Below are 25,824 nucleotides of genomic sequence, written 5' to 3' on the forward strand. Positions count from 1 at the left end.
TCACTTTTCATCAAAGGGAACAACAGACTGTGAATAACGCATGATAGCGACTTTGCATTTTTTAGCACTACATGTCGGACAGGAGTCAAAACCGGATGGTGAATGGATGTAGGGCTTGTTGCAGACAAGACAGAAATCTTTATAGTCTGCTTCAGACATCCCATTAAGAACATCGACGATTTTGTTGATTTTTAGTGGGTAGATATCAGGTGAATAACCCGTATCAATTAACAAATCAATTAATGCGTTGAAATCCATTTCTTTCGTTGATTCATCGGGTCTTTGTGGATCATAACCGAAAATATGAATAGCGTGATTGACGACGACATTAGAAAGTAGCATGGCATACTTATCTCCAAGCCATGATCCAACCCCCCGTCTTGAACTGGCCGTTCTGGAATACTCCAGCCTGTCCGCAATTTTACGACCATAGAGATGCGCTATTGTGTACTTATTGGCATCGAATTCTACTAATTTATACGCGCTTGCGATCTGGTTCAGGTAACTGACTTCATTTTTCTTTATAGCCATTATCCGCAATCTCCTAACATTGCTCCTGAGTTGGCACAATGGCACGGTGAAGTTCCATACCCTGGCGGTTCTGAAAAGTTACTTTTTAACGATATTCTGTTTAACGCTTATCAATTTTTTTGCGAATGAACTGACCGTGCTTTGACATATCCTGGCGCACAACCTGTAAAGTCGACCTGATTCGTATAATCTTTAAAATGTTTTTAGCTTCTCAATTGATTCTTTTAAGCTAAATTCAATGCGCAGATTCTCAATATTTTCACGAGGTATAAAACCATCTAGAACATCAGACATTATCTCGTAGGCCCAGGCAAAGACTTTAACATCACGACGGCCAGAATCGTATTGAATGAAACGTGGAAACAAAACAACGTTTGTCACCTCAACAAAGGCGTTCATCTCTGTATCGGCCAGCATCTGAAAAGCGTCATTCGATAACGATAGATAGGCGCGAACAAATGCCGGATTGAACCTAACGAGGTTCCACAGATTGACAAGGAAATTCATCTGTATTGAGACGATGTTTTTTCTAAACAACTCCAGATCCGCAGGTTTATAGACATACTGCTTTCCGCTAAATAATTCGCATGACGCATTTGGTTTAAGCTCTGAACTGTCAAAAGGCCTGCCGTATGTTTCAAACTTCAGGTACTGAGAGTCGTCGCGAATTTGTTTTATCAGGTTATTCCAGGAAACTTGCTGTCCGTTTACTCGTGGTATTAACAGGCTGCCAGGCCGCTCCTCTGATTGCGCAATCCGATTAAGTCGGGAATCCGTAGTCGGATGAAAAAAACGCCCGAGAAGGATCTCTGGAATATAGCGATAGTCTGATGCCAGTTCACGTGGTAACACGGACATCAGTTTTTGCTGACTCCGTATTAACTGTAACTCCGAACGGAGAAAAGCTTTTACGACCGTGTCAGTCTGTACGTTGGGTTGTATGACCATACGCTCTCCGGGCTCTTTCCAAGCATCTATATCTGCTATAGCGGTATGTGTTTTCCGTAAACATTATGATTATATCATAGCTATCCAGGCTAGAGAACAACAAAACTGGTACTAATATTATTAGATACTATCCATGATAAAGCCTCAAGGCAAGATAGAACGAATTGGCACTTATAACATTGGGCACTTTTTTTTAGAAATGCCTTAAAAAACCGACTTTTCATTAGTACTTTTTGGTGGAAAAGGTACTAATGAAAAAACTATGTCATTAGTACTTTTTTATGGAAAAAGTACTAATGAAGCTCTGAAAATGGTTTATGGCTCATGAGTACTTTTTGTCAAAATAGTTACTTATGTATAAGGGATACTATCAACACTCAGTTAAAAGTTACTTTTTTCCTCTGCGTGCTCTGAAAACCTTCTGATTCAGGACATCTCGTCACAACGGAAACGCTCTGAGTGCCTTCATTTTGACGGCATCCTTCCCTGAGGGGCCAAAAGTTACTTTTTTCTCGGCTCAGTCTGTATAGAAAAAATTTTAAAAAAACTAATAACCGGCTTGTTAGTTCAGAAAATCCGTTCCTGATTCCTGTATCTTTTTGGGCAGGAGGGAACTACGCATGAATTCAGAAATTATTGCTCACCAGGAAACCGTCATTGGTAACGCTGTGCTCTATATCGAATTGCTGAAACAGGAAGCCACCCTTGTCCTGGATCAGTACTGGAATGTATGGAAAGCCAGGAACAAGTTGATATCAGATACAACCTACGCGAATGGAGGAAAATTCAATCCAGGCAGATTTGCACCAGTGATAAGAAAAGTGGGCTCATCCCAAAAAGTTACTATTTCCTGGAAAGATTTCTCCCCCAGGTTTAAAAATCGAATTGAACACTACGGGGTTCTCGTTAAACCTAAACTCGGCGGTTACAGTGTTAGCTGTTTTCCTAAAGCTCTGGACTGGGAGCTGGAGATGATTCAGGAAACAGAAAAGAAAATTATACCCATCCGCGAATTACTGCATGAGTACCATGAGCGCAGACTTGCGGACATCAAGCGTCTTGAAAAACTGAAGAGGTTATTATAATGGCTGAAAATACATCACAGAGAAACACTCCACGAACTCAGCGAAACGTGGGCAATAATCGCGCTTTGGGCATGGTCATCACAAAACTCAAACCGCTATCCAGCGTGTTTTATTTGCATTTCCATGAAAAGAACCGCGCCCGCCTTCGCCAGTTCAACGCGATCTCTAATGCAATTTATAATATCTTTCGCCTGGTCGAGTCAGACCCGACGACTGGCACAAAAGTTAATAAGTGGTTGACAGGCATCTATACTGAATTGTCAGGTAATGTAAACACCTATAAAGTGCAGATTGATAAAAGCCTTTCGAAAATTCCGGTGCAGGATTCGTCGTTTGACGGGTACAACTACGAGGAATTTGAAATTCGCTGGAATCATCCACTGACCTACAAGTTACTGGATATTATCTCAACCATTAATGTCATGACGCGCCAGGCACACCAGTTGTGGTTATTCGGTGAAATCACCCAGCAGGTGCATGACCGTATTATCCTGCAGCTTTTAAGCTCCCTGCAGGCCGCCATGGATTCAATTACCAAAATACTTGACGCGGAGAACCGTGCTTCCGGTAAATACGATGCACTTCCATTCATCAAAAACATCAAACGTTTTAAATCTGTTGAGCTGTATATCGGCAGCCTCGAAACCAAAGTTCCGGATAATCCATCATCCGAAGCCATCACGAAGGGTCCTGAACCAGAACTGCCTGATGACCAGATGAATTCTGGTGTTGATGCAAGCAAAGCTGCGGTAAAAACGGAACAGACTGAAACCGCGTCAGTCAACCCGGAAAAGGCGGCTGGTAAAACAGGACCTTCCGTTGCTCCTGTCCCGGCACAATAAAGCAAACAGGTTGATATGAGTATTATATCCAGTTTATTCATGAAAATTAGGGTCGCCCTCTTCGGAGGGCCTGACTATGAAATTGTCTATGATACGGATGATGAGTATGACATACCGCACACGCCTAATAAGGACGTGCAAAACTACCTCGACTATCCAAGTAAGCCAACGGGTATAACACTCTATTCAGAGCGTGAGATTCTGTCTGTCCATGCTAATCGGTTGCAGGAAATCAATATGTATATCGGTCTCCCTAATTCTGACCTGAGCGATGAAGCATATACATTCACGAACCTGATTATCAAACCACTGATGGAATTTACGCGCTGGATCCACCTTCTACCCGCCTCAGAGAATCATCACCATGCAGGTACGGGGGGGTTATTAACACACAGTCTGGAGACGGCTTTTCTGGCTTTAAAATTCGCGTACAGTACTGAACTTAGCCCTATTGGTTTACAGGATGAAGAGCAGGTACGTAAACGGCGGTACCTTTATGCTGCGTTTATTTGTGGTCTGTTACATGACGCAGGAAAAATATTTGACGTTGACGTTATTTCTTCAACTCCTGGGGTTAACAGTACGTGGCGTCCACTTTCAGCCAGCCTGATGGACTGGGCTAATACGAATCGTATTATGTCTTATGAAGTCATATGGCGCAAAAGAACTGCGAATGACCACTCTGTACGGGCTCCCGTTTTTTTAGAACGTTGCCTGAACGATACCTGCCTGAATTACCTGAGTGACGTCGTCAAAGAACGAATGTACGATAAAATGCTTGCCTCCCTAGGTAATTACACTACCAGCGATGATTTTATATCCCGTTGCATGAGGACCGCCGACTGGCATTCTACCGGTACCGACACAAGTTATCGTTATGATAAGCAATCCGGCATTCGTGCATCCGATACCGCAGCTCGTGCCATTTCAATTATAAAAGATAATATTAGTGCGCTTAACATCAACGGCTTCGATTCATCACCTACACTCGCCGGGCAGAATGGTCCCTCTCCCGTTCATATTATGATTATCGGAGGGGCTGTTTACATCAATGAACACACAGCCCTTGATTACATACTGAATCAGTTCAAAAAACTGGGTGTTAATTTCCCGGACGGCGAGATTGGTCGAAAATCACTGACGGATTTATTAGTGAATGGCGGCTATATAGAACCATACGGAGATCAACGCATTGCTCACTTTTTCCATCGCGGTGAATTTACTGAGATGGACATTCAACGAATGTTTAGTGACGGCATCAAAGGCCTGAGCTGGTACTCGCTTTTAAAAATAAAATGGGTAGGTTTCCTGTTTAAATACGATGTCATCCCAGAGAATCTTCCGGGGATATTTAGTATCAATGACACGAACGATTATGTGTATGTCGACCGTAAAGGTAATGACACGATTTACACTCGCCCGATCTCAATTGGTATCAAATCAATTCGGCTTGGTAATGGTAATCTTACTGATGAGCCTGTTACACCGGATGATGCACCACAACCTGATTCAAAACCAGCTGAACAATCTGAGAATGCGCAGGAAATGGCAGTCAGCATTGATCAAGATAATTCCGTCTCAGACGAAGAGAACAGCACTAACCCTCAGGTTTCAAGTGAGGAAGTGGAAACTCAGCAGAAAGAAAACAAACAAAAAAACACCAGCAAGAAACAGAAGAAGAAGGAAGCAATTACAAAGGAAGAATACATAACCCGTCTACAGCATCAGTTTAATAACAATGCGATTACGCCGTCTGAAATGGCACTAATTGATGGTCTGCTGCACGTCTCCGACAGTTACATTCGGTCTATTGCCCCCCTTGATGATACTCAGTTAATGGAGTCTGAGCTCTTTACACTCTCGCTCAGAATCGGGAGTATTAATGAAGAATTTAGTGTCCCGGCCAATGACGGAAAACGATATACCCAGCTCAGTAATGAGGTTTCGCTTATTCAGCTACGTCATCAACCCGATGTAAAATCTGTTGAGATGCTGCCTCTGCTTTCCTCAGATTTATTTGGTGGTGTGACACCGGATGAGACTGCATCAGCATTTAATTTATCGGTATTAAAAACCGATGTTTATCCTGAGCCACTTCCTCCTGAACGTTATGAAAAAGAGCTGCCCGTGGCTACAGATAGTCAATTTGAGCCGTCTGATATACCACCATCTGAATACCCTGACATTCAGACAGATGACGCGGACCAGTCATGGGGGGATTACGATATGTACTCACAGGATGACAGCGCTATTCAGATGAGGGGGGAACTGCCTGATGTGTCAACTGACATCCATGGAGCGGGTGAACTTACGAAAAACCGGCAACTCCTTGAATCTGTAACGGGTAATTCTACGGATTCCACGGTTGTTGATGCGGCCGATGAGCAGGAACAGGAAGGCTTCAGTGAAATCAATCGTGGTTTTGAAGAGTTGTTTGCACGACAGGATCATATTATTACGGACCCGGCGATTGTCATTACAGAAAATATTGAGGAAGCTGAATTACTTCCATTGCCAACAGATGAGGTTGCTGGTGCAACTGACAGCGATACCCTTCAATCTGATATTGATACGATCATCACACTCCTAAATAAAATCAGACTGAATAACACCTCAATTACGGTCAGACAATTGCTGCTTACTGTCGTGGTGACCGATATCAACTTTTGCCTCCGGCTTCGAATCACTGAAGATATCGCTTCATGGGGGTTTGATCAGGATGAGTTAGCAAAACTCCGCTCTGCTTTTTCTCAATTCCCTATTGCTAAGGTAAAGGTGGGGTTTGGTAGACCTATCCGACACTACATGATCCGCCTGAAAGACATTCAACAGGGCGCACAGCGCAACAATATCTTTTATGACGAATTTATTGCTTTCTTTAATCACCAGGAGGAAGGGTTATGAAACGCCGGAGTCGCAATAATTTACACACTCAGGAGATGCTCTACCGTCCTGCGCTGGAGTTTCGCTCTGCCGTGATATTGGTCTTTTTTTCCATCTATGTGCTTATTGATTCATGGAGTCAGACATATGGCATCAGCGAGATCCCCTTCTATTGCGCCCTAGGGTTGATTGCCTTTGCCAGCTGGCGGATATGGCATGGTGTACCTGTTTTCCGGGCACACTGGCGTTTATTTCATCGTTCAATGGACTTCCTGTCTCTTGAAGATTTTCGAATGATTAACAACGCACATTACTTTGCCGATGACCGGAAATACCAGAAGCTGGTGACCCTTCAGGAGACCGGGGGCGCTCCCGCGAAGAATCCGGTGAACCGGCTTTTACGCAGGAAAGAAAAGGTGGAGCTACCCCAGCGTACAACCTTTTTATGCAACGGTTTCAAATGGGGACCGGAACACTCAGAACGGACCTACCAGGTTCATAACCTCTCCAGTGATTTACATGAAGTTCAGTTACCTTTTGTGCTGAATCCTGTAACCCGTCATTATCGAAAACTCGCGACTGACCTCGGCGGGAACTATTCAATTTTCGGCGTTGATAAAAAGGTTCCGATTTTCGTCAATGAAGAGAATTTCTTTGGGCATACCCTTATCACAGGTAACGTTGGTACCGGTAAAACCGTGCTTCAGCGTCTTTTGTCCAGCTCGATGCTTCATCTCGGGCATATCGTTCTTGTTGTTGACCCAAAGAATGATTATCAGTGGCAGGATGGGTTAAAAGAGGAGTGCGAGAGCCTGGGTAAACCCTACATGCACTTCCATGCAGGTAACCCCTCTAAATCTGTCTCCTATGATATCAGCGCCAACTACGTCAAGGATACGGACCTGTCAGCCCGTATTATGAGTATTATTGCCGGTACTGAAGGTGGCGAGGATCCCTTCCTCCGCATTGCTGAAGGTCTGGTAACCACAGCTATTGGCGCGTTGAAACTCGGCGGGAAAAAGCCAACCATTCAGAATATCTATTATTCGATTCGTTCCAAACAGGACCTGATCGTCACCACGCGTAATGCGCTCCGGGGTTTCTATGAGTACCACCTCGGTCCGGAATGGAACTTAACTCTGCAGGTATCGCCCAATCTGGACCTGGCTAACGAAATACAGAATCTGCAGGGATATTTTTATACTAATTACTTTCAGGATAACTCGCCAAAAGTCATGTATGGCATGGATACCGTTCTCGAATGTTTCAAGTATATCGCCGGTGATGAAACCCACTATTACAAAATCACAGCCAGCCTTATGCCTATGCTCAAACGCCTGTCGCAAAGCCCAATGGATATCCTGCTTTCGGCTAATGACGTTGAAAACCCGGACCGTAATATCGTTAACAGCCACGGGCTCTTCAACAGCGGCGGTGTGCTCTATATTTCGCTGGATGGTCTGTCTGATCCGGCAACGGCTCGCGACCTCTCACAGCTGATTACCTCTGATATCGCCGCAGAAGCGGGTAGCCGCTATAACACAGCCTCTGATTTATCGACCGCGCCCCGGGTATCCATTTTTATTGACGAGGCGCATCAGGCTATCAACATGCAGATGATTAACCTGCTTGCCCAGGGCCGAGCAGCCAAACTGGCATTGTTCATCTCAACACAGACCATATCAGACTTCGTTTCAGCCACCAGCGCCGATACAGCTGACCGTCTGACAGGCCTTTGCAACAACTACATTTGTACACGTGTGACAGATGCTAAAACACAGGAGCTTGTCCTGACGAAAGTGGGCCAGGCCAACGTATCAATGAACCAGGTCACCTATACCACCAGCGCAGGCACCAAACAGTCACATACCGATTTCAATGGTTCAATTTCCGAACGAAAGTCCACCACAATGGTGAGTGCTATTCCGCAGGAGTTGCTTTCAATGATACCAACTCTTCATTTTATAGCCTGCCTTCAGGACGGCCGAAAAATCGTGGGACAGATGCCGATAACCATACCGGGAAAGGCAATGCGCAGGTCGACCGGGTTAGTCGAAATGGTGATGAAATCGCCCTACAAACTGAAAATGAGACGCAATCTCAATGTTGATGAAATCCTGAGTAAATCACAAAAGGTGGTCTGATTATGGAGCGAAAACAGGTTTCCCGGGCATCGTTGCTCAGTATGAATTCAACTCAACCCAAATATATATCACGCGCCAATAAGGCGCTGAAACAGTACGGCATTGATGTTGACGATGAGGCCCTTCCGGAAATACTGTCACGGTATGCACAGAAACTTACCGGTGATCTTTATAAGGTGTATGCCCATGACACCATTGAGAGTCTGGATGTGCTGGCCCGGACGCTGTCCGAATTTTTTATCATACGGTATGCCGTCACCATCGTGACGCACGACGATAAGGAAGTGTCTTACAACTGGTCAGTATCGCAGGGTCCTTTCACCGACTGGCTCAGTCAGCTGCTGGCCGCCAGCATGGCTAAGAGCCACAGGGTTGACGTCCAGATAGATACCAATCAGGAACGCATGGCATTCATCCAAGTTAACTCAGAGCGGCTGGGATGGTACCTGTTACCCGCGTTTGTCGATATCTCAGGATTACTTTCCCTTTTCCTTGACATGCCTGAAAAGGTTGAATATCAGGTGATGCGCCGTAAACGAAACGGAAAGGTGCCCGACATCCACCAGCATGACCTTGGCATTTTCGAAGAGGATGCCCTTATCTCCGGCCTGAAAGAAAAGTTACTTTTATGGAGCGGGAACCTGTGCGATCCATCTGATGAATACACATCTCTTTTCAACCGGGTCATTGACCTTTCAATCCTGGGCAACCGCCACCAGCCATCGATGTACCGCAAGAGCTGTATTATTCAGTCGGTTCTCGATGAGTTCTCCGCGTCGGTGTTGTCCCTCCCCGTCCGGTTTAATGGAAATGCATTATGCGCAGTGTGGACCCCCTGGTCTGAGCCGTTTAGCCAGTTCTCTCGTTTACGTCCAGTAGATGAAGATACGGTTTATATGCCCTCCCCGGGCCAGGTGCGCTGGAAAAATGCAGACGTGCGCCGAAAAGTAACTTTTTCTCTGATATCCAGGTTGATCGCATCGGATGACCTTGCCTGTTCGGGCATTCTTCATGGCTGGAAGAATCACTACCTCGACAGAGCAACGAACATCCGTCTGGCTACCATCTGGACCGGACTGTTTTCCGATTAATAACAAACCTGCAGGTGAATCTAATGGCTGAAAAAGATATGGCGGCGCAGCGCATGACGATGCTGCGCTTTGGGTTAGGGCTGGGTCTGTTGATTTATTTTCTGTTCAACGTTTATCTGGAGGACACGAAAACCCTTTATAAAGATATCAGAGCGGAGGTGAACGCCAGCAAATCGCTTATGGATGTCAACAGATGGCAGAAAGTGACCCAGAATACGGAAAAGACGTTTAATTATCTCTTTGTAGAATTAAATCTCACGAGTTACATAAATAAAGTTCTTTTACCCGAGGATGATAAAACAAAACCGGCGAAGGGGATGAACCTTGCGGTAAACAAATTCATGAGCCCGAGCTATACCGCAGCCCGAAACATCCCTCTAATGATGTACCAGGCCATTTACCGGTGGTATCTGCTGGTAGGCTGGTTTTTCACATTCCTGCCCCTGATGATAGCCTTAGCGCTGGATGGTTATTACCAGTGGAAAATGAAGAGATTTGTTTTTGGTGATGTTACAATTCAGCTCTACCGCCTCTGGTTCCGCTCGCTGACGATAATCGGCGTGTTGTTATTTGCGTATCTGGTCGTCCCTAACCTGAATTTATTCTACGGGCTGACACAGTATTTCCCGCCGCTTGCTCTGGCGTTGCTTGCTATTGCCATTAACCGGCTTCTTGCGCATTACCAAAAACTCATGTGAGGAAATATATGTTCAAAAAAAGGCCACCTCAACCTGAAACAGGTTCTGTTCAGGATGTGGTATCACGTGAAAGTAAGAAATTTTTCCGTTTGTATAAATCGCATGTGTTATCAAAAATGGTCCTGACAATAATTGGTATTGGTTTTGCTGGTTATAGTGGCTGGTCCATGTATCAGGATAAACAGAAGAACGGGAAAGGCGCGGACCATATTGCGGTCATCCGTATTCATGGTGAAATGGGAACAGGCACCCCTACAGGTGATGGGGTTATTATTGCCCGTGCTTTACGCGAAGCGTGGAATAATCCCCACGCCAAAGCGATTCTCATCGATGCCGAATCTGGTGGTGGCGGCCCGTCTGACGCCATCAATATTTACAGGGAAATAAATGCGCTGAGGGCATCCCTTCATGGGGCTCCGGGCATCACTATAGATAATTCAGGCCAGATTGAGTCATCGAATAAAAATGACACACCACCAGCGCCAGCCGACGAAGTTAAACAGGCACTCCTTAAAGCACTGGGGACCGGAAACGGAAAATTACCAGCAGCAGCCCGTGACGTCAGACCGATAATCGTCAGCATTAAAAATATGTGCGCCTCTGCCTGTTATTACGCCGCCTCATCGGCAGATGCCATTTATGCAGATCCTAACGCTATTATCGGCAGCATCGGCGTACGTATGGACCACTGGGATGTGTCCAGGATTATGGATCGCCTTGGCGTGGCTAACGAACCGTTAACGGCCGGTGCCTATAAAGCATCCCTTGACCCATGGCGTCCCATTGATGACGAAACCAAAGCATTTCTGCATAGTGAGTTGCTCGACAAAATGCATGAACAGTTTATTCATGATGTCGAATTTGGCCGCAAAGGAAAGTTACTTTCCCGTGAACAGGCGGATAAAGAACTGCTCTACACAGGGCGTTTCTGGCTGGGTGACCGGGCGAAGCAGTTTGGCCTTATCGATGATACAGCCACCAGCACTGAGGTGCGTGAACGGCTGAGCATCGTCTATGGCACCACACGTTTTCGAGACTATAACGCGCCAAAAGCCACGTTAAGCAGCATGCTGGGGCTGTCCCTGGACGTTAATCTGAAAGAGACGCTGTCCGGTGCGTTGAATCCCACCAGCCCGGTGAGGTGACGATGGACCTGACCACGTTATCGACCATCTTTCTGGTGTTCGTCATGCTTATTCTGTCATGCATTATTCTGTGCGTCTGGCCGCTTATCAGTAACATGTTCAGTGAACAGCGTACGCGTAATGCCCTGAAAGGACTATTGGCCGATCTGGAGGGAAGACTCATATCAGATGTTACTCTTCCGCTGAATTCATCGCAGACGACACAGATTGACCATATATTTATCAGCACGAAAGGGATCTTCATTATCGAAGAGAAGCATTATGCCGGTGACATTTACGGTGCCCTCGACGATAAATCATGGACGGTGGTGTACGGCTACGGTAAAGCGAAACACAGGATGTTGAATCCGTTCCTCCAGAATAAAACGCACATATCAGGCGTATGTCGGGCTATAAAGAGGGATGATAAGCACATCATCAACGTCGTGTTACTGACCGGGCGCAGTAAGTTCATGGCGGACCCCGTACCGGAGTGGTTGTGCTCTAATTGTGATGACCTTGGGAACAAGTTCACCTCGTACGAGGCAGAGCCTGTTTTTAGTGTGGAGGAAACTGGCTGGATCGAAAATGACCTGCGTAAAGCTATGCTTCCCCAGACGCTGCTGACCGACCTCGGGCACGTCTATTCACTGAAACTGAAACACCGGCAACCCATATCCGTACCGCACAGAGTGACCTATTTTACGTTACTGACAACCACCCTGTTCTTCCGTGCGCTGAAAAAGTTATTTTCACGTAAGCGGTCTGAAGTCATCCATAAACAGTACCGCGAATAGCGCTACCCGTTTCATCATCAGATATAAACAGGGCCACCAGCGGGCCCTGTTTAGTTTATATAGTCAGATGCCGGTGGGTTAAGGTGAGGCACCGACTGCCAGGCGTGGATCATGTTGACCATTTGCTCGGCGATCCCCATTGACTGGTTTAGCCGGTATGCCGTCCGGGCCACCATCCTTTTCTGATGTTCATCAGATTTCACATCCACCAGCCTGAAGCGCCACCACTCCTTGCCGCAGTGAATGACACAGATATCAAACTCGGCATTGACCACCGGCAGGTAGTGACGGAGATTCAGGTCCTGCAGAAGTGAATACGCCTGAGGCATATACCGTCCATCGAATGAGCCCGCCCAACGATACGTTGCGATGAATGGCGGTGAGTCCAGAGATTTAAGAAATGTCATGTCAGGTCCACCAGCAGCTTTACCAGTCTCTTATTATAAAGATTCAAAGGCTTCCTCAAAGCCCCTATTTTCATCCACGCTATAAAAAACGGATGCAATGACAGTTGCAGGAATGCTTCTGATAAACAGTGAGAAATAATGGAGTCGATATTCAACCGGTGTTTTTGAATAAGGTGATCGGGTAATCCTAAACAACCATAAATTATGGGGTACTGTGATGTGATGACCCCGGCGAATCCCGGTGGTTAAAAGTGACTTTTGTGCTGATTGACGCCCGGGAGGAATGGTGGGTTAACAGGTCTCTGCCACGTCCTGTTTGAATGGCGACTGAATGTCAGTTTGTATCAGATTACTTACGGTTGAGCCCGCAGCTGCGAGTCATCTCCCTTTGGAAGCCTGCACTACGGCATCATTCCGGTGAGAATGAGCCATGGCAGTAAGCGGTGGCCTAGCGGTACAGGCAGATGCCAGGAGCGCCGCAGAGCGCTTGTGCGTGAGCTTCCTAGGGTCGGTGTACACGAGCTGACCGGTGAGATACATTGTTACTTCTGATTGCCATTTAGTTTTATTTGGGCTGTCTAATGTACCAGCCCACAATTTACGTTTTGGCTTTAGAAAGAGCTAACAGCCTACCTGATAAAATCAACCAGTACCCTACGTGCAATACTTTGTTCTGGCAAATCACTGTATATACGCAGCATCGCCGCTTTGTGGAATGGGGAACGATTAACCACGTCCACCAGCGTTAACCTGCTTTTGTCGAATGAAATCCTGGCTTTCCTGTAATATTGATAACGAAACAGCCTGTAACATAGGTTTAAGGACAATACCTGGTCTCCTTTGTATTTGAATCTTATTAGCGCAGCCATTACCTCTATCTCTTCTTCCGGGATTTCACCATCAGTGTAGGAACCCGCAATACCTGGCGAAAGCAGGTATTCCTCGTCGAGCGGATCGTTCATGAAACGGCTATACATTAGCGACTCCTGTTTAGGTTATAGTCTCACCGATGGTGACCAAAAAGTTACTTATCCTGGAGAATATGGTGTGTTTTTTCATTATATAAATTCTCATTCCAAATGAATGGCACACTGATCAGCCACCAGCAACAAGATTAAAGGTTTAAATCCATGACTCAGAAAGTTACTTTTCCCTTATGGGTCAGGTGCTATGAAGCTTATGCCCCTAGAAAAATTTATCTGAACTCATCGACACCTTTAGTCCAAGCCAAAGCAAGTTTGCTTGTAATGCATAGGCGCATAGCTTAATGAGCATACCCTCCTGCATAAGCCCATTCAACGGTACATTATTCGCATCTAACGCCAGAGAGAGTCCCAGCAACACGTAGAAGAACGCGAAAGGAAATGTCCTGAAGAAATAGGCAGTCATTGCTGCAAGCCCACGGATTACGAATCTCGTATCCCTGACAATGATTTGAGACTTGGAAAGTGGGTCCTGAATTTTGATATTCATGTGGATGCCGTTTTGTAGGAAGATGTTGCCATTATACAGAGTCATTGTGGCTCTCGTAGACACTGGTTAGAGAATTCAGCCCATTTAAGGATTTTTTTCGCGGTTTAATTACCCACTCGCAATCATCCAGGCACATCCGATTAGCGTCTGGTGATGTATTAAAGTAACTTTCATCTGATTGTCTATTTTGTAAGATTGCCAACTTCCGCCAGCAAAACCAATATCAACGAGAGATAATGATTTTTTGTTTGCTCATTTTATTTATACGCTTTTATTTGCCAGCAGAATATTTTGATGTTACCGTTTTAAACGGACTGATAATCATCAGTCATGCAGACATCATTTCTGCCTACTCATTAACAAAGCCGAGAGACTAATGAATAAAGTAATACTGTCCCTTCTTCTGTGTGTCCCGTTTGTGTCCAGCATTGCTGCAGAAATCGATTTCAATGCCATATCGCAAGATGATGATGATGAGTATATAGTTGCATTACATGAGCTGTCTCCTGAAATTGGAACGATTATTTCTGACATTTCGAACGTACGTAAGCATAATTGTAATGAAACAATCACCATAAAACGTATGAAGTACATATTGGCTTTTGATAGCTTCGTGCCCGACACGCTGAGAAAGAATGCAGAAGATCCTTCTTATCTAGGGTCTGATACATACCGGGCGGCCCTGAACGATACCTATAAGCATTGTAAGTAGAAAGTGCCAGCAGTCGTCCTGCCCCTCTCCCTGCCGTTCTTCATCGTTGATGTCATATATCGTTAGACCGGGGGCAGTAATAACTGACTCTGGTTCTTTTCCGTCCCTGACCTGCAGCTTACATCGCTATCCACCAGTTGCCTTACGTTCTCCCTTTCGGGGCCAGCACAACGGCATTCTATGGGTGCGAATGAACCGCCACTGTCAGTATTAACTAACTATTCGCACTGCTCCTGAGTTACTGAAGAGCATTCCTATACCCGATTATTGTGTTTTCGGATTAACTAAATTTATCGCCGCCATCAAGGTATTTCAGATTTACTCCATCCGAATCTCATGGCCTGTTGTGATAATATTATCGCATGTTCATCCAACATTAATAGAGAGCCTACATGGAACACAAAAGCGATCGGAAAGAATCATGCCTCATTCCTACTACTTCAGATGATAAGTTTGTATTTATGCTTACACTCACATTGACACTCATCTGTTTCGCCATAATATCTGCTTTGACCTTTCTGGTCTCAGATGAAGAAATTAAAGCCCTGAGGGTCTGGTTTTACATCCTTTTTGTGTTTTTCTCTTTTGTATCCTACCTATCATATTATGCCTACCGTGGCTCAAGGAAGAAGAAACCATGACTAAAGTAATACTACTCCTTCTTCTTTGTGCTCCATTTGCGCTCAGTATTGCTGCAGAAACTGACACGGATGCCAGACCACCAGAGAAAAAATATATAATCGCGTTATATGAACTGTCTCCGGTAATGGGATTGATTATTTCTGATATTGCCAGTGTGCGTAAACATAATTGCAATGACACAATGACCATAAAACGCATGCAGGACACACTGGCTAATGATGTGTTTGTGTCCGACACGCTGAGAAGGAACGCGGCAGATCATTCATACATGGACTCAGAGGCATACCGGGTCGAACTTAACCGCAACTACAGGCAATGCAGCTAAAGAGCGCCAGCTGTCGCGCTGTGCGCTTCCTGAAGGCTTTATATCTGATGCCAAAGACTGGACCTCTGGGGTGGAGATAGCGTCCCCCGAAGTTACGACGTTATTGACGTCCTGGTCGTCTTGTTGCCTGCTTTCCACCCACCAGCGACAAAAGTTACTTTCTACGCCTGAAGATTCATTATTGCGGCATACCCGACAACCCGTAATTTACCAGGCATGATGAACTCTCTGTAACCACTTAAGAATGATGCCTCTTACCTCACCCGTATTTATCCAGGCATTATACAAACTCATACCGGATCAATGCTGCCGGTCATAAATAGCTTTTCCTCTGATTGTGTTTTGTTTACCCCAGTCATCCTTTCCGACCACTGACATTATCTGGGATGGTTGACATTATGTTTCTGTGTCATATTTCTGCCCGGTGTTAAATTATCGGTAAGTGGTGCTGCCCATGATGAAGTTTTTTAAAGTAGCAGGGATATCTGTTTTAGCGCTGGCCGTGTTTATAGCAGTGCTTATTGCGTGGTACTGGCTGGACGCCCGTGCGTCTCTCCGGGCGGATATACGCGCCTGTCCTTCAGTGACGACAGAGCAGGCCACAGCCGCCGTTTTGAAGAATGTCCTGTTAAATGGCGAACGGCTGTTTTCGAAGCCCCATTTAACTCAAAAGGATGTGATCATTGAGGAACGAGAGGTGCAGGTAGGACAAACAGGTACGCTGGTACCGTTCAGGATTGACGGCGTAACTGACCGGCGTTACTTCGGTATGACAGGCTGCGCATCGCTGGATGCGGTTGAATACGCCACGGAATATTTTACTGAGCCCTGACAGCGGTATAGGATTGCCCGCCTTCGTTCAACTTCCTCCCTGTTTCGCCGGTAATTTCAGTCGCTTCCAAAAATCGCAATCAGAAGAAAGGTTCCGGGTTTCTGGGGTGATCGGCGTGCGCCAGCTGGCCCGCCTGATACTTGAGCGGGTTTGACTTGTACATGCCTGACCCACCCGCCACCAGCTGGCCGTCATGCTATCCCCATGTCCTCGTCCGCGTTAAAGGCGATCGCCTCTTCATCCATGAACGCCGGATAATGAAACTCCCTCACGGCTTTAATAACGTCCGGATGGTTGCGCCAGCATTCATCCACGATACCCGCAGTTAAGAGATCTGCCTTTTGACGCAGCTGGCGGGCGGTTTCATAATTATCCCAGCCGCTTTCCTTACGGGCTTCCTCATAGAGAGCTTGCTGTTCTTCTCTGATTCTGTGGATTTCGTCCAGGCTGGCAACGTGGCCGTACCATTCCAGGTTACAGGCATTCCCGGCCAGCACCTGCCGGTTTTTTTCATCCCGGATTTCGATCGTTTTTTCAGAAAAGCTGACCGGTCCGCAGTCTCTGCACATCCACGGGTCATAACTATCCTCTTCCTCCCCACGTTCGTTCCATTCACCGCGCATAGCGGCTTCCTTTGCCCGTTCCAGCGCGTCAGCCACGGTCTGGGCTTTACCCAGCAGGAATGTCCCGTCTGTGATGTAGGTGCCTTGCATAGGGTCATCTTCAGGGTATTCCACACGCCCTGTGACATAGACACTGAACCGATACTGTTTCTCTTTCTGATTGACCAGGTAGCTTTCGCGTTTTGCTGTTGCCTCATCCTGATAAAATGCCAGGGATTTTAACGGCAACGGCATATCCCTCAGCCATTCATCGCGGGCAAGGCGTAGAGCCAGACGCTCGACGCTCGACGCAAGGTCGTACACTGCTTCACTTGTGATAGCCCCGCAGCGCCTGAGTAAGCGGACGCATTGTGCAGCGGATTGCTTGTGCCCCCCAACCATGCCGAAAAATGTATCTTCGTCGATATCGATATCCGCCCGACGGATGGCATCATGCAACATGTAATCGCCCTCGTGTTTTGCCAACTCCAACAGCGTGGTCATAACACGGGTAAACACATCTTCATTCTCTGCAGCAGTGATGGTTTGTGTTGTGGTCATTTTATTGTTCCTGTCTTTAACGTTGCAGCGCTCCCTTAAGAATGCTCAGGAAGTTCCGTGAAAACCCTGTCGGTGAATTACTCTCTCTATGCGTCAGCCTGAAAGCGGGCCATTGCAATGTCATCAGAGTCCTGTTCATCGGCATACTGCTTAGCGAAAAAGTGTGCCCACTGATCAGCTGTTCGCGGCTCCATGGGTTTTCCGGCAATATCGGTATAAACCACGTCTGCTTGCTCATTACATTGAGCCATTATTACCAGCAAGTCGTTTTCAGATATGCGAGCGCCGTACCGGGCATAGATACTTTTGACTTCGGGATATGTAATTGAAGTTCTCATAGAACCCTCATTATTGGATTAGATATTTCGGGTCTTTATTTACCCTTTCTGAGAACCAGGATAGCAATAAAAACAAATCCATCAAGCCCCAATTTAATTAACGGGTTATGCCGTTCGATGGGACTCGATTAATGTCTTTTATATTGTGAAGCGAGCGCGTTGAAGTCGCTATTAAATTGTCTGGGAATTTCATAATCTATCACTGTTTATGAAATAATTTAATTCCGAGAAATATTCAACAACAGTCAGATATTAGCCAATTAAATCTAAGTGGATACTCGAACAGGGATGCTCACTTTGTTCAATTTTCCGCAGTTTTCACATTTTACCGTGCTATGTTTTTCAACTTCTGTCAGTATCCAGAAAAAAGAACCGGTAGATGGTTCAGGGAGCGTTTCACCGCAGTAGCAACATGATACTTCTACACTCTTGCAGACAATTTTAGCTTTTAGCATCGTTTTCTCGCTTTGAAGATCAGTTGTAGCATTGCTTACGTAGCACTTGGGCCACCTGGTCCACCAGCAAATCGCCTGTGGCCGCGTCAACCGTCAAATCGTCCAGTACTGACCCGGTAACAGCCAGAACGATCCCATTGCGTCGAAGAAACAACATCGAGACCGCGAGAGCTGTACGTTTATTCCCGTCGTTGAAGATATGCCCACGAGCGATAGCCACCAGATAAGTTGCAGCCAGCTCAAAGAGATCATCAACTGATTCATAGAAATGTCGATTTTGAACCCGGTATATAATGGCCTCAGCACGGTCCGGATCTGGCATTCCCGGCACCCCCGCCAGCAACGCTAACAGGCGGTCGTGGATGCCGATAACCTCTTTAGCGCTAACCCACTTCATCGGTTGGTCAACGCTTCAATTGGTTTGCCATAATGCTGCATGATGTCCGCAAATTCGGCATCCAGCTTCTGATTTTGCCAGGCGTCGAACTCTTCCCGGCTAATCAGGACATTTGACGTTCCATCACGACGGGTGATCTCAACAGGTTCCCCGGAGGAGGCGATGTCCATCACTTCGGAGATCGATTGCCGGGCTTCGGTTGCAGTATATGATTTCATTTGCCCCTCTTATGTGCAGTTGAAATGTACACTTAAAGTGTACCTTATGCCGCCCATTAACGAAAGTGCACTAATGTAAATATGGTTGTCAGTAATTATTTCGGCATGATGAGTTCAGCATAAAAAGTTACTTCCTGCTTCGCGCTCCCCATAATTTTTCACTGTTTATGAAATGAGTTATCTCTCCGAACCGTTATCGAAACTAATAAACTGTCAGTGTTTATCTGCTCAGACATTCATCCTCCATCCAGATAAGATGCCCCGTCTTCACTGAGCGATATGTCCGGATATTTTTTCTGATTGCTTCTTTCATCATTTTTCATGGATTGACACATTAACATTATAGTTTATTATCAACCGAATCAATTTCCATTAATCTTCTGGGTGATTGCTTTAAATGTCTAATGAGATTTTCTGGCATAAAATATTTGAAACATATGTAACTCCATATGCACATTTTTTGTTTGGTTTTTCAATCATCGTACTGCTTGGAATTTATTATGCAAAAGTATCACCTTGGCTGGAAAAAAGAGTAGGTCTAAAGCTGACCACATGGTTCGACTACACAATAGCTATTGTGATGCTGATGATTTTCCTAACATCCCTCTGGTTTTTAACTGAGCGCACTGCGCTTGAAGTAGTTTTCAACACTGTCCGGGGATTCGCCTCTTTCCTTGTGGAACCAATATCTAAAATTGTGCAGATGTCCATGAGAAGCTCTGACTAAGTAGGTTCTAATGACTTTTACAGCGTATTATCAACTAAAAAATACCAAAAAAGATGGCCTTGGTGTTAAGTTGCTGAACAGTATAGCAGGTACCTTTGTCGTACTCGAAGAATGCAGCTATGAGCGTCCAAGAGAAATCGCCCGCTTCGGTCATAACGGTACTGCTGGCGACCGTTCTAATGCATTCAGTTGTGCCATGAACAGAGCCCGAAGTTTACAAAATTATAGCGGTGCGATGTGTGACTATAACGTTTATGAAGAAACGCCCTGAATCATCCATGTTGCTGTGTGTAGTTGTTGTATTTGCCCACTTTGGTGGGCTTTTTTTTGCCTATGCCACAGACATAACTAACCCTGAACGCTACTGAGGGAGTTTAAGGAACAATGTCATAGGCTGGGTTTGTGAGGGCCTGAAACTATGGTGCACATAGAAACTTTTGGCTTCCTCTGTCAGCGCCTGGACCATGATTGCACGGACACCGATGTTTTCTGCTACCCGATAGCAACGCAGTACCGCGTCATGCAGTAAATCAGCACCAAGCCCTTTCCCTCGGAATGAGAGATCGACAGCCAGACGGGCAAGTATGATGACGGGAATGGGGTCAGGCATGTTACGCCGGAGACTGCCTGTAGCTTCTGTATGGTTAACGCTACCCGTAGCAAGAGAATAAAAGCCGACGACCTGTTTCGTTTCCTTCCTGCAAACTACGAATGTTCGCGAAGCACCTATAGCCTGATTTTTAAGACCTCTCATTTTTAACCAGTCATCGAGTACCGCTTCACCGCTAACGAACTCCGCCAGTTGATGGTGACTGGATAAAGGCTCTGGTGTGGTTACTCTTCCCACTGTGGTTTCCTTGCCAGCAGCTTGTTAACCACAGGGTCATCCACAACCGGAGCATCAAGCATGTCGATGAACTCTGCATATTGCTCATCGTTAAAATTAAAGACACGGCGATCGAGTATCACATTCTCTGCTGCCTGACAGGCCATTTCCAGAATGAAGTCTGTACGCGATTTGTGGAGGATGTTCGCAGCGGTATCAATGAGCGCTCGCTGCGATTCTTTGGCTCTTAGGTTAAGTTGAACATCTGATTTCATCGGGAACCCCTTGTATAGCATTTGCTTTACAATAATAACACAGGCATTGCGTATAGCAACTGCTATACGACACCAGCTTAGGATATGAAACTGCCCTTTCCTGATTGTTGCCTGTCAAAGCGTTGCAGTCGGAATATCATTCCACCGGGTCGTGTAAGCCGGAGAGAGCATGTCTCTCTTCATTGTCCACGCCGGTGCGATGCCTCGACCTGCAAACCATACTTTGCCTTTGCCTGAATTATTGATCGTATCCAGTACGTTCATGAGTGCATCGCTGTTCGCATAAGGCTTCCCTTCATCAAACAGCGAGAGCTGAGTCACGCCAGCAGGTTTGAAATCGTTCAGCATGACGCCTGCCTTGGCGTAGTTATGTCCCTCTTTCCAGATCTTATCCAGAGCACGCCCAGCAGCTGCAATAAGGTCTCGTGTATCACGTGATGGGATGCTGAGTCGCTCGCTTGCAATTTTGCTGTAATACGGTTCATTTTTGGAAAAAGGAGAGGTTTTAATGAAAACAGACAGGTGGCCGCAGTACTGACGTTCCTGCCGCAGCTTTTCCGCAGCACGTTCAGCATACTGGCAAATTGCCTGCCGCATGGATTCATACGTTGTAATGCGCTGTCCAAAGCTCCTGCTGCATACGATCTGTTGTTTTGGCGGAGGGGCATCTTCCAGATTAATACAACTTTCCCCCCTGAGTTCTCTTACGGTACGCTCAAGGACTACAGTGAAGTTTCTTCGTATGAATGCAGGGTTTGCCCTAGCCAGCTCCAGCGCAGTGGTTATGCCCATTGCATGAAGCTTACTCGTGGTTCGTCCACCAACCCCCCACACCTCCTCTACCGGCATCAGAGAAAGCATCTTGTCGATCCGATTACGCTGGCCTGCAGTCAGCGCGAGTACCCCTCCGAACTGGGGCCAGGTCTTGCTGGAATACTGGCAGGCTTTCGCAAGGGTTTTGGTCGGAGCCAACCCCACACCAATAGTCAGTCCAGTACAGCGGAAAACATGATCGCGCAGCTGATGTCCGTATTCCTCAAACGTCATGCAGTTATCAATACCATCAGCCAAAATAAAGGATTCATCGATGCTGTATTCTTCCACCTTAGAAGATAATTCTTCCAGACAGAAATGCACTCTGCCGCTCATGCTAGAGTAAAGTTCGAAGTTACTGGAGAAGGCCATCACCGGCTCCGGGAACTTCTGTTCCCGTAATTTAAACCAGGGCACCCCCATAGGAATGCCTAATTTTTTGGCTTCTTTTGACCGCGCTATTACGCAGGAATCGTTGTTACTGAGAACTACCAAAGGCTTATCTCGGAGGTCAGGGCGAAACACCTTTTCGCAGCTTGCATAAAAGCTGTTTACATCAGCCAGTGCATACATCAGAGATTCCCCCTGGCACGGTGAACCCAATGTGTCACCACGCCGAAAATAGTAAGTTCATCAGGATTAGGGTAAATAGGCGAATAGGCATTATTCATGGGCAGAAGGGCCAGTCTGGGGGTAGTCTGGAGCTGTTTAACTGTGAAGCCTCCGTCCACTTCGGCAATCACAATGTCTCGGTTCTGAGGACGTAGTGAACGGTCCACCACCAGCAAATCTCCATCCCGCATTCCTACATCCTGCATGCTGTTTCCCTGCGCCCTGACAAAGTAGGTTGCAGAGGGATGCCTTATGCAATAATCGTTCAGATCTAACTCACTGGAGGTATAGTCTTGGGCTGGGCTTGGAAAACCGGCGGGGCATAACTCAAGAAACAGTGGAATGTTAAGTTGCACCAGATTTTCTTTAGGAACCAATAACATATAGCTAACCTCGCCACAAAATATAACTGTATAAATAAACAGTATAAATTATGTTTCAGGCGGTGCCCAGCCCATCAGGTAACAGGTTAGCGACGTCATTCGTAAATCCATAATTACTGGCTGTTTTTCATCTGGGCAAACCCAAACACAAGCATAAAGGGCGTCTACCATCTGATATCAACTGATGAATCTGACCGAACACTCCATTTTGATTGCATAAGCCCTTTAATTCACATTTGTGACTCATAAAATAATGATTAAATCTTCGACAGGTGATAAATTTTAAAAAAAGGAGGGCATCGAAAATGAAAATGAAACTTATCACTCTAACAATAATGTCAGGCTTATTGCTTACTGGTTGCGATCAAGTTAAAGACTCGGTTGACCATTATGTAAAGCAGGTTTTCTTAGAGGGAACGTTTAAGCTACCATCAATAGCTATTTCTCCTGGTTGGAAAATTAACGATCACGGAAGTGTTGCAATAGTATATGGGAATAAAGTTTGTCCTACCTCATCTGACGATGACCTTCAGTCGGGATGTATTGTCATCGATCAGGAAGATGATACCGTACAAGCATTCATCGTTAATCCGAACTCAGAACGCGATGAAGTGCTCAAGGAAATATGGATAGTAGAGCGCCATGGAGAATTTCCGTACAACAACTTTAGATTAAAACGACCTGATAACTCGTATGTAACCCCTTGGAACCAGGCATAATACAGTGGAGCTATCTAGGATATTAGGTTATTGAGTTGAAATTTGTGCAAACGTCTATACGACAGAAAAGTAACTTTCCTTGAGAAAATACTCCAATATTGAGTTGCTTCCTCATGAAGGCAGGAGAAGAAATTGCCAGGGACGCGCTACTATTTGAGTTAATCCATTAGACGAAATCAGGGATGCGCCCCTACTCGCCAAAATTCATTCGCATCACTCCCCACGAGATTGTGGGCACACAAGAGAGGAATCAAAGAGAGCTTTCTCTATCGTCCATCCCCCCGTTTACGGGGCACGCACCGCAAACCATCAATTCCGAAAAGGCCAACTGCTCTATAACCCCCGCCAACGGGGGACAGACACACAGTTTAAGCTGGCTCAGCATCCGATAACCCCCGCACCCGGGGGTACACTACTATCTTGCGATATAGCTGCCGGACCGTGGCCGATAACCCCCGCTAGCGGGGGACATACTTAGCTACCACCAGCGTTTTGGTGCAGGGAACCCATTAACCCCCGCATCCGGGGGACATACCAGCCAAACTGAGAAACCGGGTCGTTAAGCTGCCGTTAACCCCCAGCAGCGGGGGAAATACATGTTGTCGCTGTAGTTCCAGAGCAACCAGGCCCGAAAACCCCCGCACCCGGGGGACATACGGCCCCCCCCTGTGGCGTAAGCCGTTTCAGGCACCGATAACCCCCCATGCGAGGGGAAATACAACCCCAGAAAGAAACACGTCCACAACCAGTTCCGATAACCCCCGCTAGCGGGGGACATACTCCTCCAGGTTGGTGAGCTGCTGGTCAACATTCCGATAAACCCGCTAGCGGGGAACATACTTCCAGACACCAGGTGGAACCCGGTCATACAACCGATAACCCCCGCAACCGGGGGATACACCCAGATAAGCCGGAAACGCCGCTCATCTCCATCCGATAACCCCCACAACCGAGGGATACACGCGCCTGTGCCGGTGCATATCATCCTCAGAGCCCGATAACCCCCGCAACCGGGGGATACACTACAGCTCTCCACCGATCCGGACCAGTCACTGCCGACAACCCCCGCAACCGGGGGATACACGGTTTTTACAAAAAATTTTTCTGGAAAAGTGACCGACAACCCCCGCAACCGGGGGATACACGCTGAAATAGTCCAGGGCACGAGTAAAAGTTACCGACAACCCCCGCAACCGGGGGATACACACAATTTTTCTGCCCGCAGCGGCAGGGCATCACCGACAACCCCCGCAACCGGGGGATACACTCCAAATATAACCCATTGATTGCAAACTATTTAAATGAGCCACTCAAATCTACCAACTCATGGCGTTAGCAGGCCGTGAAATCAAACGATTGATTATCATTGAATGCCTTCAACATCGTGGTCAGCTCATCCCCTTTAATATCTACGCCATTAGGTGTGATGCTGATTTCCCCCAGAGTAACGGGGACCAACTCGCCCGGTTTCCAGGTAGTCACTGTCCAGTTTGCCTCCACCAGCCCACAGTTATGATTTGCATGACCACCAAAACGAGGTTCAGCAGCAAAACGAATTAGCGCTGAGATGAACAGTCCGGCTTCTTCGTCAGTCGCATTTTTAATGCTCATGCGGTGGCTGAGTTCTGCGCCGGTAATGAATGCTTCGTACGGGTCGATAGGACGTCGAATAGATTCACGGGATTCCTGTTTCTGGTCCTTCCTTGCCTGAATCTTTTCGTCCAGAACTTTCAATTTGATCTGGAGCTCAGCCTTCGCGTCTTTATCTGCAGACTTCATCTCTTTTTTGATTGCGTCTTGTTCAGATTTAATCTGGGAGATATCAACACTGGCTTCTGCCTGTTCTTCCAACAGCCGTTCAAGGCGGTCGACCTGGTCCGTCTCAAGATAATCCATCAAGTTTTCGTTTCTTTCAAACATAATGGCGCGAGCCCCGCCGCCAAACATAGCCCATTGGTTATCACCTGTCGGAATAGCATTTCCAATGCCAGCTTTCCCGCTCAGACCCCAGCGGCCAAAAAGACTGAGCAAGGGATTTTTGCTACGCAGTTCAGAACCGGCATTAATTTCGCCTGCAGCAAAAGTTTCCGCCTCACCATTAATATCTACGCCCTGGGCGAGCATGAAGTGCTCGGCAAGGTCGAACGGAGCTTTACCTTCGGTATTGAGACCCACACGATCGACAACGACCAGGTGAGCAGCATGGCGGAGGGTACCTCGAATGCTGGTGCCGGGGAAATACGGTGCGGAATTGAAGCCACCGTTGCGAGGCAAACGATGCCCTGTAGTTGTGACTGCATTTTTTAAGGAAACGGTCATTGGTTCTAAAGTCGAAATTTTACCGTTGAAATTTAAAGTTCTCAT

Annotated in this window: 27 protein-coding genes and 1 CRISPR repeat array; of the genes, 13 read left to right on the forward strand and 14 right to left on the reverse strand. The window is 46.5% G+C overall.

The features are described 5' to 3' along the window. Together ABLU95_RS10790 and ABLU95_RS10795 are read right to left on the reverse strand one after the other, a co-directional pair. On the reverse strand, positions 1-531 hold the full coding sequence (locus ABLU95_RS10790; RefSeq protein ID WP_042927821.1) for a hypothetical protein: 531 nt from the start codon (positions 529-531) through the stop codon (positions 1-3). Between the two features lie 192 nt (positions 532-723). Further along, positions 724-1,479, reverse strand: coding sequence for a hypothetical protein (locus ABLU95_RS10795; protein ID WP_042927819.1), 756 nt, complete (start codon positions 1,477-1,479; stop codon positions 724-726). A 620-nt stretch (positions 1,480-2,099) separates the two neighbouring features. Here ABLU95_RS10795 and mobI point away from each other — a divergent pair. Genes mobI through ABLU95_RS10835 form a run of 8 tightly spaced genes read left to right on the forward strand, consistent with a single transcriptional unit; the run spans position 2,100 to position 12,143 of the window. Further along, positions 2,100-2,564, forward strand: a complete 465-nt coding sequence (gene mobI / locus ABLU95_RS10800; RefSeq protein WP_009653245.1) for a conjugative transfer protein MobI(A/C) — start codon at positions 2,100-2,102, stop codon at positions 2,562-2,564. Next, positions 2,564-3,406: a hypothetical protein gene (locus ABLU95_RS10805; protein WP_348879459.1), complete on the forward strand. Its 843-nt coding sequence runs from the start codon at positions 2,564-2,566 to the stop codon at positions 3,404-3,406. The genes mobI and ABLU95_RS10805 overlap by 1 nt, the downstream gene beginning before the upstream one ends. Before the next feature lie 15 nt (positions 3,407-3,421). Continuing rightward, complete coding sequence (gene mobH / locus ABLU95_RS10810; RefSeq protein ID WP_348879461.1) at positions 3,422-6,310, forward strand: MobH family relaxase; 2,889 nt, start codon at positions 3,422-3,424, stop codon at positions 6,308-6,310. Then, positions 6,307-8,433 (forward strand): conjugative transfer system coupling protein TraD, encoded by a 2,127-nt coding sequence (traD, locus tag ABLU95_RS10815; protein WP_009653241.1) that lies wholly within the window; start codon positions 6,307-6,309, stop codon positions 8,431-8,433. The genes mobH and traD overlap by 4 nt, the downstream gene beginning before the upstream one ends. Before the next feature lie 2 nt (positions 8,434-8,435). Continuing rightward, positions 8,436-9,524: a hypothetical protein gene (locus ABLU95_RS10820; protein WP_009653239.1), complete on the forward strand. Its 1,089-nt coding sequence runs from the start codon at positions 8,436-8,438 to the stop codon at positions 9,522-9,524. Between the two features lie 23 nt (positions 9,525-9,547). Then, the gene (locus ABLU95_RS10825; protein ID WP_009653243.1) at positions 9,548-10,222 is read left to right on the forward strand and encodes a DUF4400 domain-containing protein; all 675 of its coding nucleotides are present in this window, start codon (positions 9,548-9,550) and stop codon (positions 10,220-10,222) included. 8 nt (positions 10,223-10,230) lie between these two features. After that, complete coding sequence (locus ABLU95_RS10830; RefSeq protein WP_348879464.1) at positions 10,231-11,367, forward strand: S49 family peptidase; 1,137 nt, start codon at positions 10,231-10,233, stop codon at positions 11,365-11,367. 2 nt (positions 11,368-11,369) lie between these two features. After that, positions 11,370-12,143 (forward strand): nuclease-related domain-containing protein, encoded by a 774-nt coding sequence (locus ABLU95_RS10835; protein ID WP_348879466.1) that lies wholly within the window; start codon positions 11,370-11,372, stop codon positions 12,141-12,143. A gap of 50 nt (positions 12,144-12,193) precedes the next feature. Here the strand turns inward: ABLU95_RS10835 and ABLU95_RS10840 are convergent, their stop codons facing one another. The 3 genes from ABLU95_RS10840 to ABLU95_RS10850 form a co-directional block, all read right to left on the reverse strand. After that, positions 12,194-12,472, reverse strand: a complete 279-nt coding sequence (locus ABLU95_RS10840) for a hypothetical protein (protein WP_256681984.1) — start codon at positions 12,470-12,472, stop codon at positions 12,194-12,196. A 707-nt stretch (positions 12,473-13,179) separates the two neighbouring features. Continuing rightward, complete coding sequence (locus tag ABLU95_RS10845) at positions 13,180-13,527, reverse strand: hypothetical protein (RefSeq protein WP_348879469.1); 348 nt, start codon at positions 13,525-13,527, stop codon at positions 13,180-13,182. Positions 13,528-13,735: 208 nt separating this feature from the next. Continuing rightward, entirely contained in the window at positions 13,736-14,023 is a 288-nt protein-coding gene (locus tag ABLU95_RS10850) for a hypothetical protein (protein ID WP_348879471.1), read from the reverse strand. Positions 14,024-15,372: 1,349 nt separating this feature from the next. Here ABLU95_RS10850 and ABLU95_RS10855 point away from each other — a divergent pair. Then, positions 15,373-15,702, forward strand: a complete 330-nt coding sequence (locus tag ABLU95_RS10855; protein WP_348879473.1) for a hypothetical protein — start codon at positions 15,373-15,375, stop codon at positions 15,700-15,702. Between the two features lie 454 nt (positions 15,703-16,156). After that, positions 16,157-16,534, forward strand: coding sequence for a phosphonate ABC transporter substrate-binding protein (locus ABLU95_RS10860; protein ID WP_348879475.1), 378 nt, complete (start codon positions 16,157-16,159; stop codon positions 16,532-16,534). A gap of 191 nt (positions 16,535-16,725) precedes the next feature. Here ABLU95_RS10860 and ABLU95_RS10865 read toward each other — a convergent pair whose 3' ends face one another. The 4 genes from ABLU95_RS10865 to ABLU95_RS10880 form a co-directional block, all read right to left on the reverse strand. Then, positions 16,726-17,697: a Hok/Gef family protein gene (locus tag ABLU95_RS10865; RefSeq protein WP_348879476.1), complete on the reverse strand. Its 972-nt coding sequence runs from the start codon at positions 17,695-17,697 to the stop codon at positions 16,726-16,728. 86 nt (positions 17,698-17,783) lie between these two features. Next, the gene (locus tag ABLU95_RS10870; protein ID WP_348879477.1) at positions 17,784-18,035 is read right to left on the reverse strand and encodes a hypothetical protein; all 252 of its coding nucleotides are present in this window, start codon (positions 18,033-18,035) and stop codon (positions 17,784-17,786) included. Between the two features lie 474 nt (positions 18,036-18,509). Continuing rightward, the gene (locus tag ABLU95_RS10875; protein ID WP_182940150.1) at positions 18,510-18,887 is read right to left on the reverse strand and encodes a type II toxin-antitoxin system death-on-curing family toxin; all 378 of its coding nucleotides are present in this window, start codon (positions 18,885-18,887) and stop codon (positions 18,510-18,512) included. Then, positions 18,884-19,105, reverse strand: coding sequence for a type II toxin-antitoxin system Phd/YefM family antitoxin (locus ABLU95_RS10880; protein ID WP_182940149.1), 222 nt, complete (start codon positions 19,103-19,105; stop codon positions 18,884-18,886). Before ABLU95_RS10880 ends, ABLU95_RS10875 begins: the two co-directional genes overlap by 4 nt. Positions 19,106-19,502: 397 nt before the next feature. Here ABLU95_RS10880 and ABLU95_RS10885 point away from each other — a divergent pair, with 397 nt between their 5' ends. Continuing rightward, a complete protein-coding gene (locus tag ABLU95_RS10885) occupies positions 19,503-19,832 on the forward strand; it encodes a hypothetical protein (RefSeq protein ID WP_348879480.1) in 330 nt (109 codons plus the stop codon). A 10-nt stretch (positions 19,833-19,842) separates the two neighbouring features. Then, a complete protein-coding gene (locus ABLU95_RS10890) occupies positions 19,843-20,103 on the forward strand; it encodes a hypothetical protein (protein ID WP_348879481.1) in 261 nt (86 codons plus the stop codon). Between the two features lie 90 nt (positions 20,104-20,193). Here the strand turns inward: ABLU95_RS10890 and ABLU95_RS10895 are convergent, their stop codons facing one another. The 4 genes from ABLU95_RS10895 to umuD form a co-directional block, all read right to left on the reverse strand. Then, complete coding sequence (locus tag ABLU95_RS10895; RefSeq protein WP_348879483.1) at positions 20,194-20,679, reverse strand: GNAT family N-acetyltransferase; 486 nt, start codon at positions 20,677-20,679, stop codon at positions 20,194-20,196. Next, on the reverse strand, positions 20,667-20,954 hold the full coding sequence (locus ABLU95_RS10900; RefSeq protein WP_182940146.1) for a DUF1778 domain-containing protein: 288 nt from the start codon (positions 20,952-20,954) through the stop codon (positions 20,667-20,669). The genes ABLU95_RS10895 and ABLU95_RS10900 overlap by 13 nt, the downstream gene beginning before the upstream one ends. A 93-nt stretch (positions 20,955-21,047) precedes the next feature. Beyond that, entirely contained in the window at positions 21,048-22,319 is a 1,272-nt protein-coding gene (gene umuC, locus ABLU95_RS10905) for a translesion error-prone DNA polymerase V subunit UmuC (RefSeq protein ID WP_348879485.1), read from the reverse strand. Further along, the gene (gene umuD, locus ABLU95_RS10910) at positions 22,319-22,741 is read right to left on the reverse strand and encodes a translesion error-prone DNA polymerase V autoproteolytic subunit (protein ID WP_348854392.1); all 423 of its coding nucleotides are present in this window, start codon (positions 22,739-22,741) and stop codon (positions 22,319-22,321) included. The genes umuC and umuD overlap by 1 nt, the downstream gene beginning before the upstream one ends. A 305-nt stretch (positions 22,742-23,046) precedes the next feature. Between umuD and ABLU95_RS10915 the strand changes: the two genes are divergently transcribed. Next, positions 23,047-23,460 (forward strand): hypothetical protein, encoded by a 414-nt coding sequence (locus ABLU95_RS10915; RefSeq protein ID WP_348879488.1) that lies wholly within the window; start codon positions 23,047-23,049, stop codon positions 23,458-23,460. A gap of 877 nt (positions 23,461-24,337) precedes the next feature. After that, a CRISPR array of direct repeats spans positions 24,338-24,727; the repeat unit is 24 nt; unit sequence AACCCCCGCAACCGGGGGATACAC. Between the two features lie 65 nt (positions 24,728-24,792). On the opposite strand, the gene ABLU95_RS10920 is transcribed toward ABLU95_RS10915, so the two are convergent. Further along, positions 24,793-25,824 carry a CRISPR-associated protein Csf2 gene (locus ABLU95_RS10920; protein ID WP_348879489.1) on the reverse strand — a complete coding sequence of 344 codons (1,032 nt, stop codon included), beginning with the start codon at positions 25,822-25,824 and terminating at the stop codon, positions 24,793-24,795.

It is taken from the genome of Klebsiella sp. GG_Kp146, from assembly GCF_040061975.1.
Lineage (GTDB): Bacteria > Pseudomonadota > Gammaproteobacteria > Enterobacterales > Enterobacteriaceae > Klebsiella > Klebsiella quasipneumoniae.

What these genes read in the sequence shown, in the direction of transcription:
- ABLU95_RS10790 (WP_042927821.1), bottom strand. Translation starts at nt 531, where the DNA reads ATGGCTATAAAGAAAAATGAAGTCAGTTACCTGAACCAGATCGCAAGC.
- ABLU95_RS10795 (WP_042927819.1), bottom strand. Translation starts at nt 1,479, where the DNA reads ATGGTCATACAACCCAACGTACAGACTGACACGGTCGTAAAAGCTTTT.
- mobI (WP_009653245.1), top strand. Translation starts at nt 2,100, where the DNA reads ATGAATTCAGAAATTATTGCTCACCAGGAAACCGTCATTGGTAACGCT.
- ABLU95_RS10805 (WP_348879459.1), top strand. Translation starts at nt 2,564, where the DNA reads ATGGCTGAAAATACATCACAGAGAAACACTCCACGAACTCAGCGAAAC.
- mobH (WP_348879461.1), top strand. Translation starts at nt 3,422, where the DNA reads ATGAGTATTATATCCAGTTTATTCATGAAAATTAGGGTCGCCCTCTTC.
- traD (WP_009653241.1), top strand. Translation starts at nt 6,307, where the DNA reads ATGAAACGCCGGAGTCGCAATAATTTACACACTCAGGAGATGCTCTAC.
- ABLU95_RS10820 (WP_009653239.1), top strand. Translation starts at nt 8,436, where the DNA reads ATGGAGCGAAAACAGGTTTCCCGGGCATCGTTGCTCAGTATGAATTCA.
- ABLU95_RS10825 (WP_009653243.1), top strand. Translation starts at nt 9,548, where the DNA reads ATGGCTGAAAAAGATATGGCGGCGCAGCGCATGACGATGCTGCGCTTT.
- ABLU95_RS10830 (WP_348879464.1), top strand. Translation starts at nt 10,231, where the DNA reads ATGTTCAAAAAAAGGCCACCTCAACCTGAAACAGGTTCTGTTCAGGAT.
- ABLU95_RS10835 (WP_348879466.1), top strand. Translation starts at nt 11,370, where the DNA reads ATGGACCTGACCACGTTATCGACCATCTTTCTGGTGTTCGTCATGCTT.
- ABLU95_RS10840 (WP_256681984.1), bottom strand. Translation starts at nt 12,472, where the DNA reads ATGCCTCAGGCGTATTCACTTCTGCAGGACCTGAATCTCCGTCACTAC.
- ABLU95_RS10845 (WP_348879469.1), bottom strand. Translation starts at nt 13,527, where the DNA reads ATGTATAGCCGTTTCATGAACGATCCGCTCGACGAGGAATACCTGCTT.
- ABLU95_RS10850 (WP_348879471.1), bottom strand. Translation starts at nt 14,023, where the DNA reads ATGAATATCAAAATTCAGGACCCACTTTCCAAGTCTCAAATCATTGTC.
- ABLU95_RS10855 (WP_348879473.1), top strand. Translation starts at nt 15,373, where the DNA reads ATGACTAAAGTAATACTACTCCTTCTTCTTTGTGCTCCATTTGCGCTC.
- ABLU95_RS10860 (WP_348879475.1), top strand. Translation starts at nt 16,157, where the DNA reads ATGATGAAGTTTTTTAAAGTAGCAGGGATATCTGTTTTAGCGCTGGCC.
- ABLU95_RS10865 (WP_348879476.1), bottom strand. Translation starts at nt 17,697, where the DNA reads ATGACCACAACACAAACCATCACTGCTGCAGAGAATGAAGATGTGTTT.
- ABLU95_RS10870 (WP_348879477.1), bottom strand. Translation starts at nt 18,035, where the DNA reads ATGAGAACTTCAATTACATATCCCGAAGTCAAAAGTATCTATGCCCGG.
- ABLU95_RS10875 (WP_182940150.1), bottom strand. Translation starts at nt 18,887, where the DNA reads ATGAAGTGGGTTAGCGCTAAAGAGGTTATCGGCATCCACGACCGCCTG.
- ABLU95_RS10880 (WP_182940149.1), bottom strand. Translation starts at nt 19,105, where the DNA reads ATGAAATCATATACTGCAACCGAAGCCCGGCAATCGATCTCCGAAGTG.
- ABLU95_RS10885 (WP_348879480.1), top strand. Translation starts at nt 19,503, where the DNA reads ATGTCTAATGAGATTTTCTGGCATAAAATATTTGAAACATATGTAACT.
- ABLU95_RS10890 (WP_348879481.1), top strand. Translation starts at nt 19,843, where the DNA reads ATGACTTTTACAGCGTATTATCAACTAAAAAATACCAAAAAAGATGGC.
- ABLU95_RS10900 (WP_182940146.1), bottom strand. Translation starts at nt 20,954, where the DNA reads ATGCTATACAAGGGGTTCCCGATGAAATCAGATGTTCAACTTAACCTA.
- umuC (WP_348879485.1), bottom strand. Translation starts at nt 22,319, where the DNA reads ATGTATGCACTGGCTGATGTAAACAGCTTTTATGCAAGCTGCGAAAAG.
- umuD (WP_348854392.1), bottom strand. Translation starts at nt 22,741, where the DNA reads ATGTTATTGGTTCCTAAAGAAAATCTGGTGCAACTTAACATTCCACTG.
- ABLU95_RS10915 (WP_348879488.1), top strand. Translation starts at nt 23,047, where the DNA reads ATGAAAATGAAACTTATCACTCTAACAATAATGTCAGGCTTATTGCTT.
- ABLU95_RS10920 (WP_348879489.1), bottom strand. Translation starts at nt 25,824, where the DNA reads ATGAGAACTTTAAATTTCAACGGTAAAATTTCGACTTTAGAACCAATG.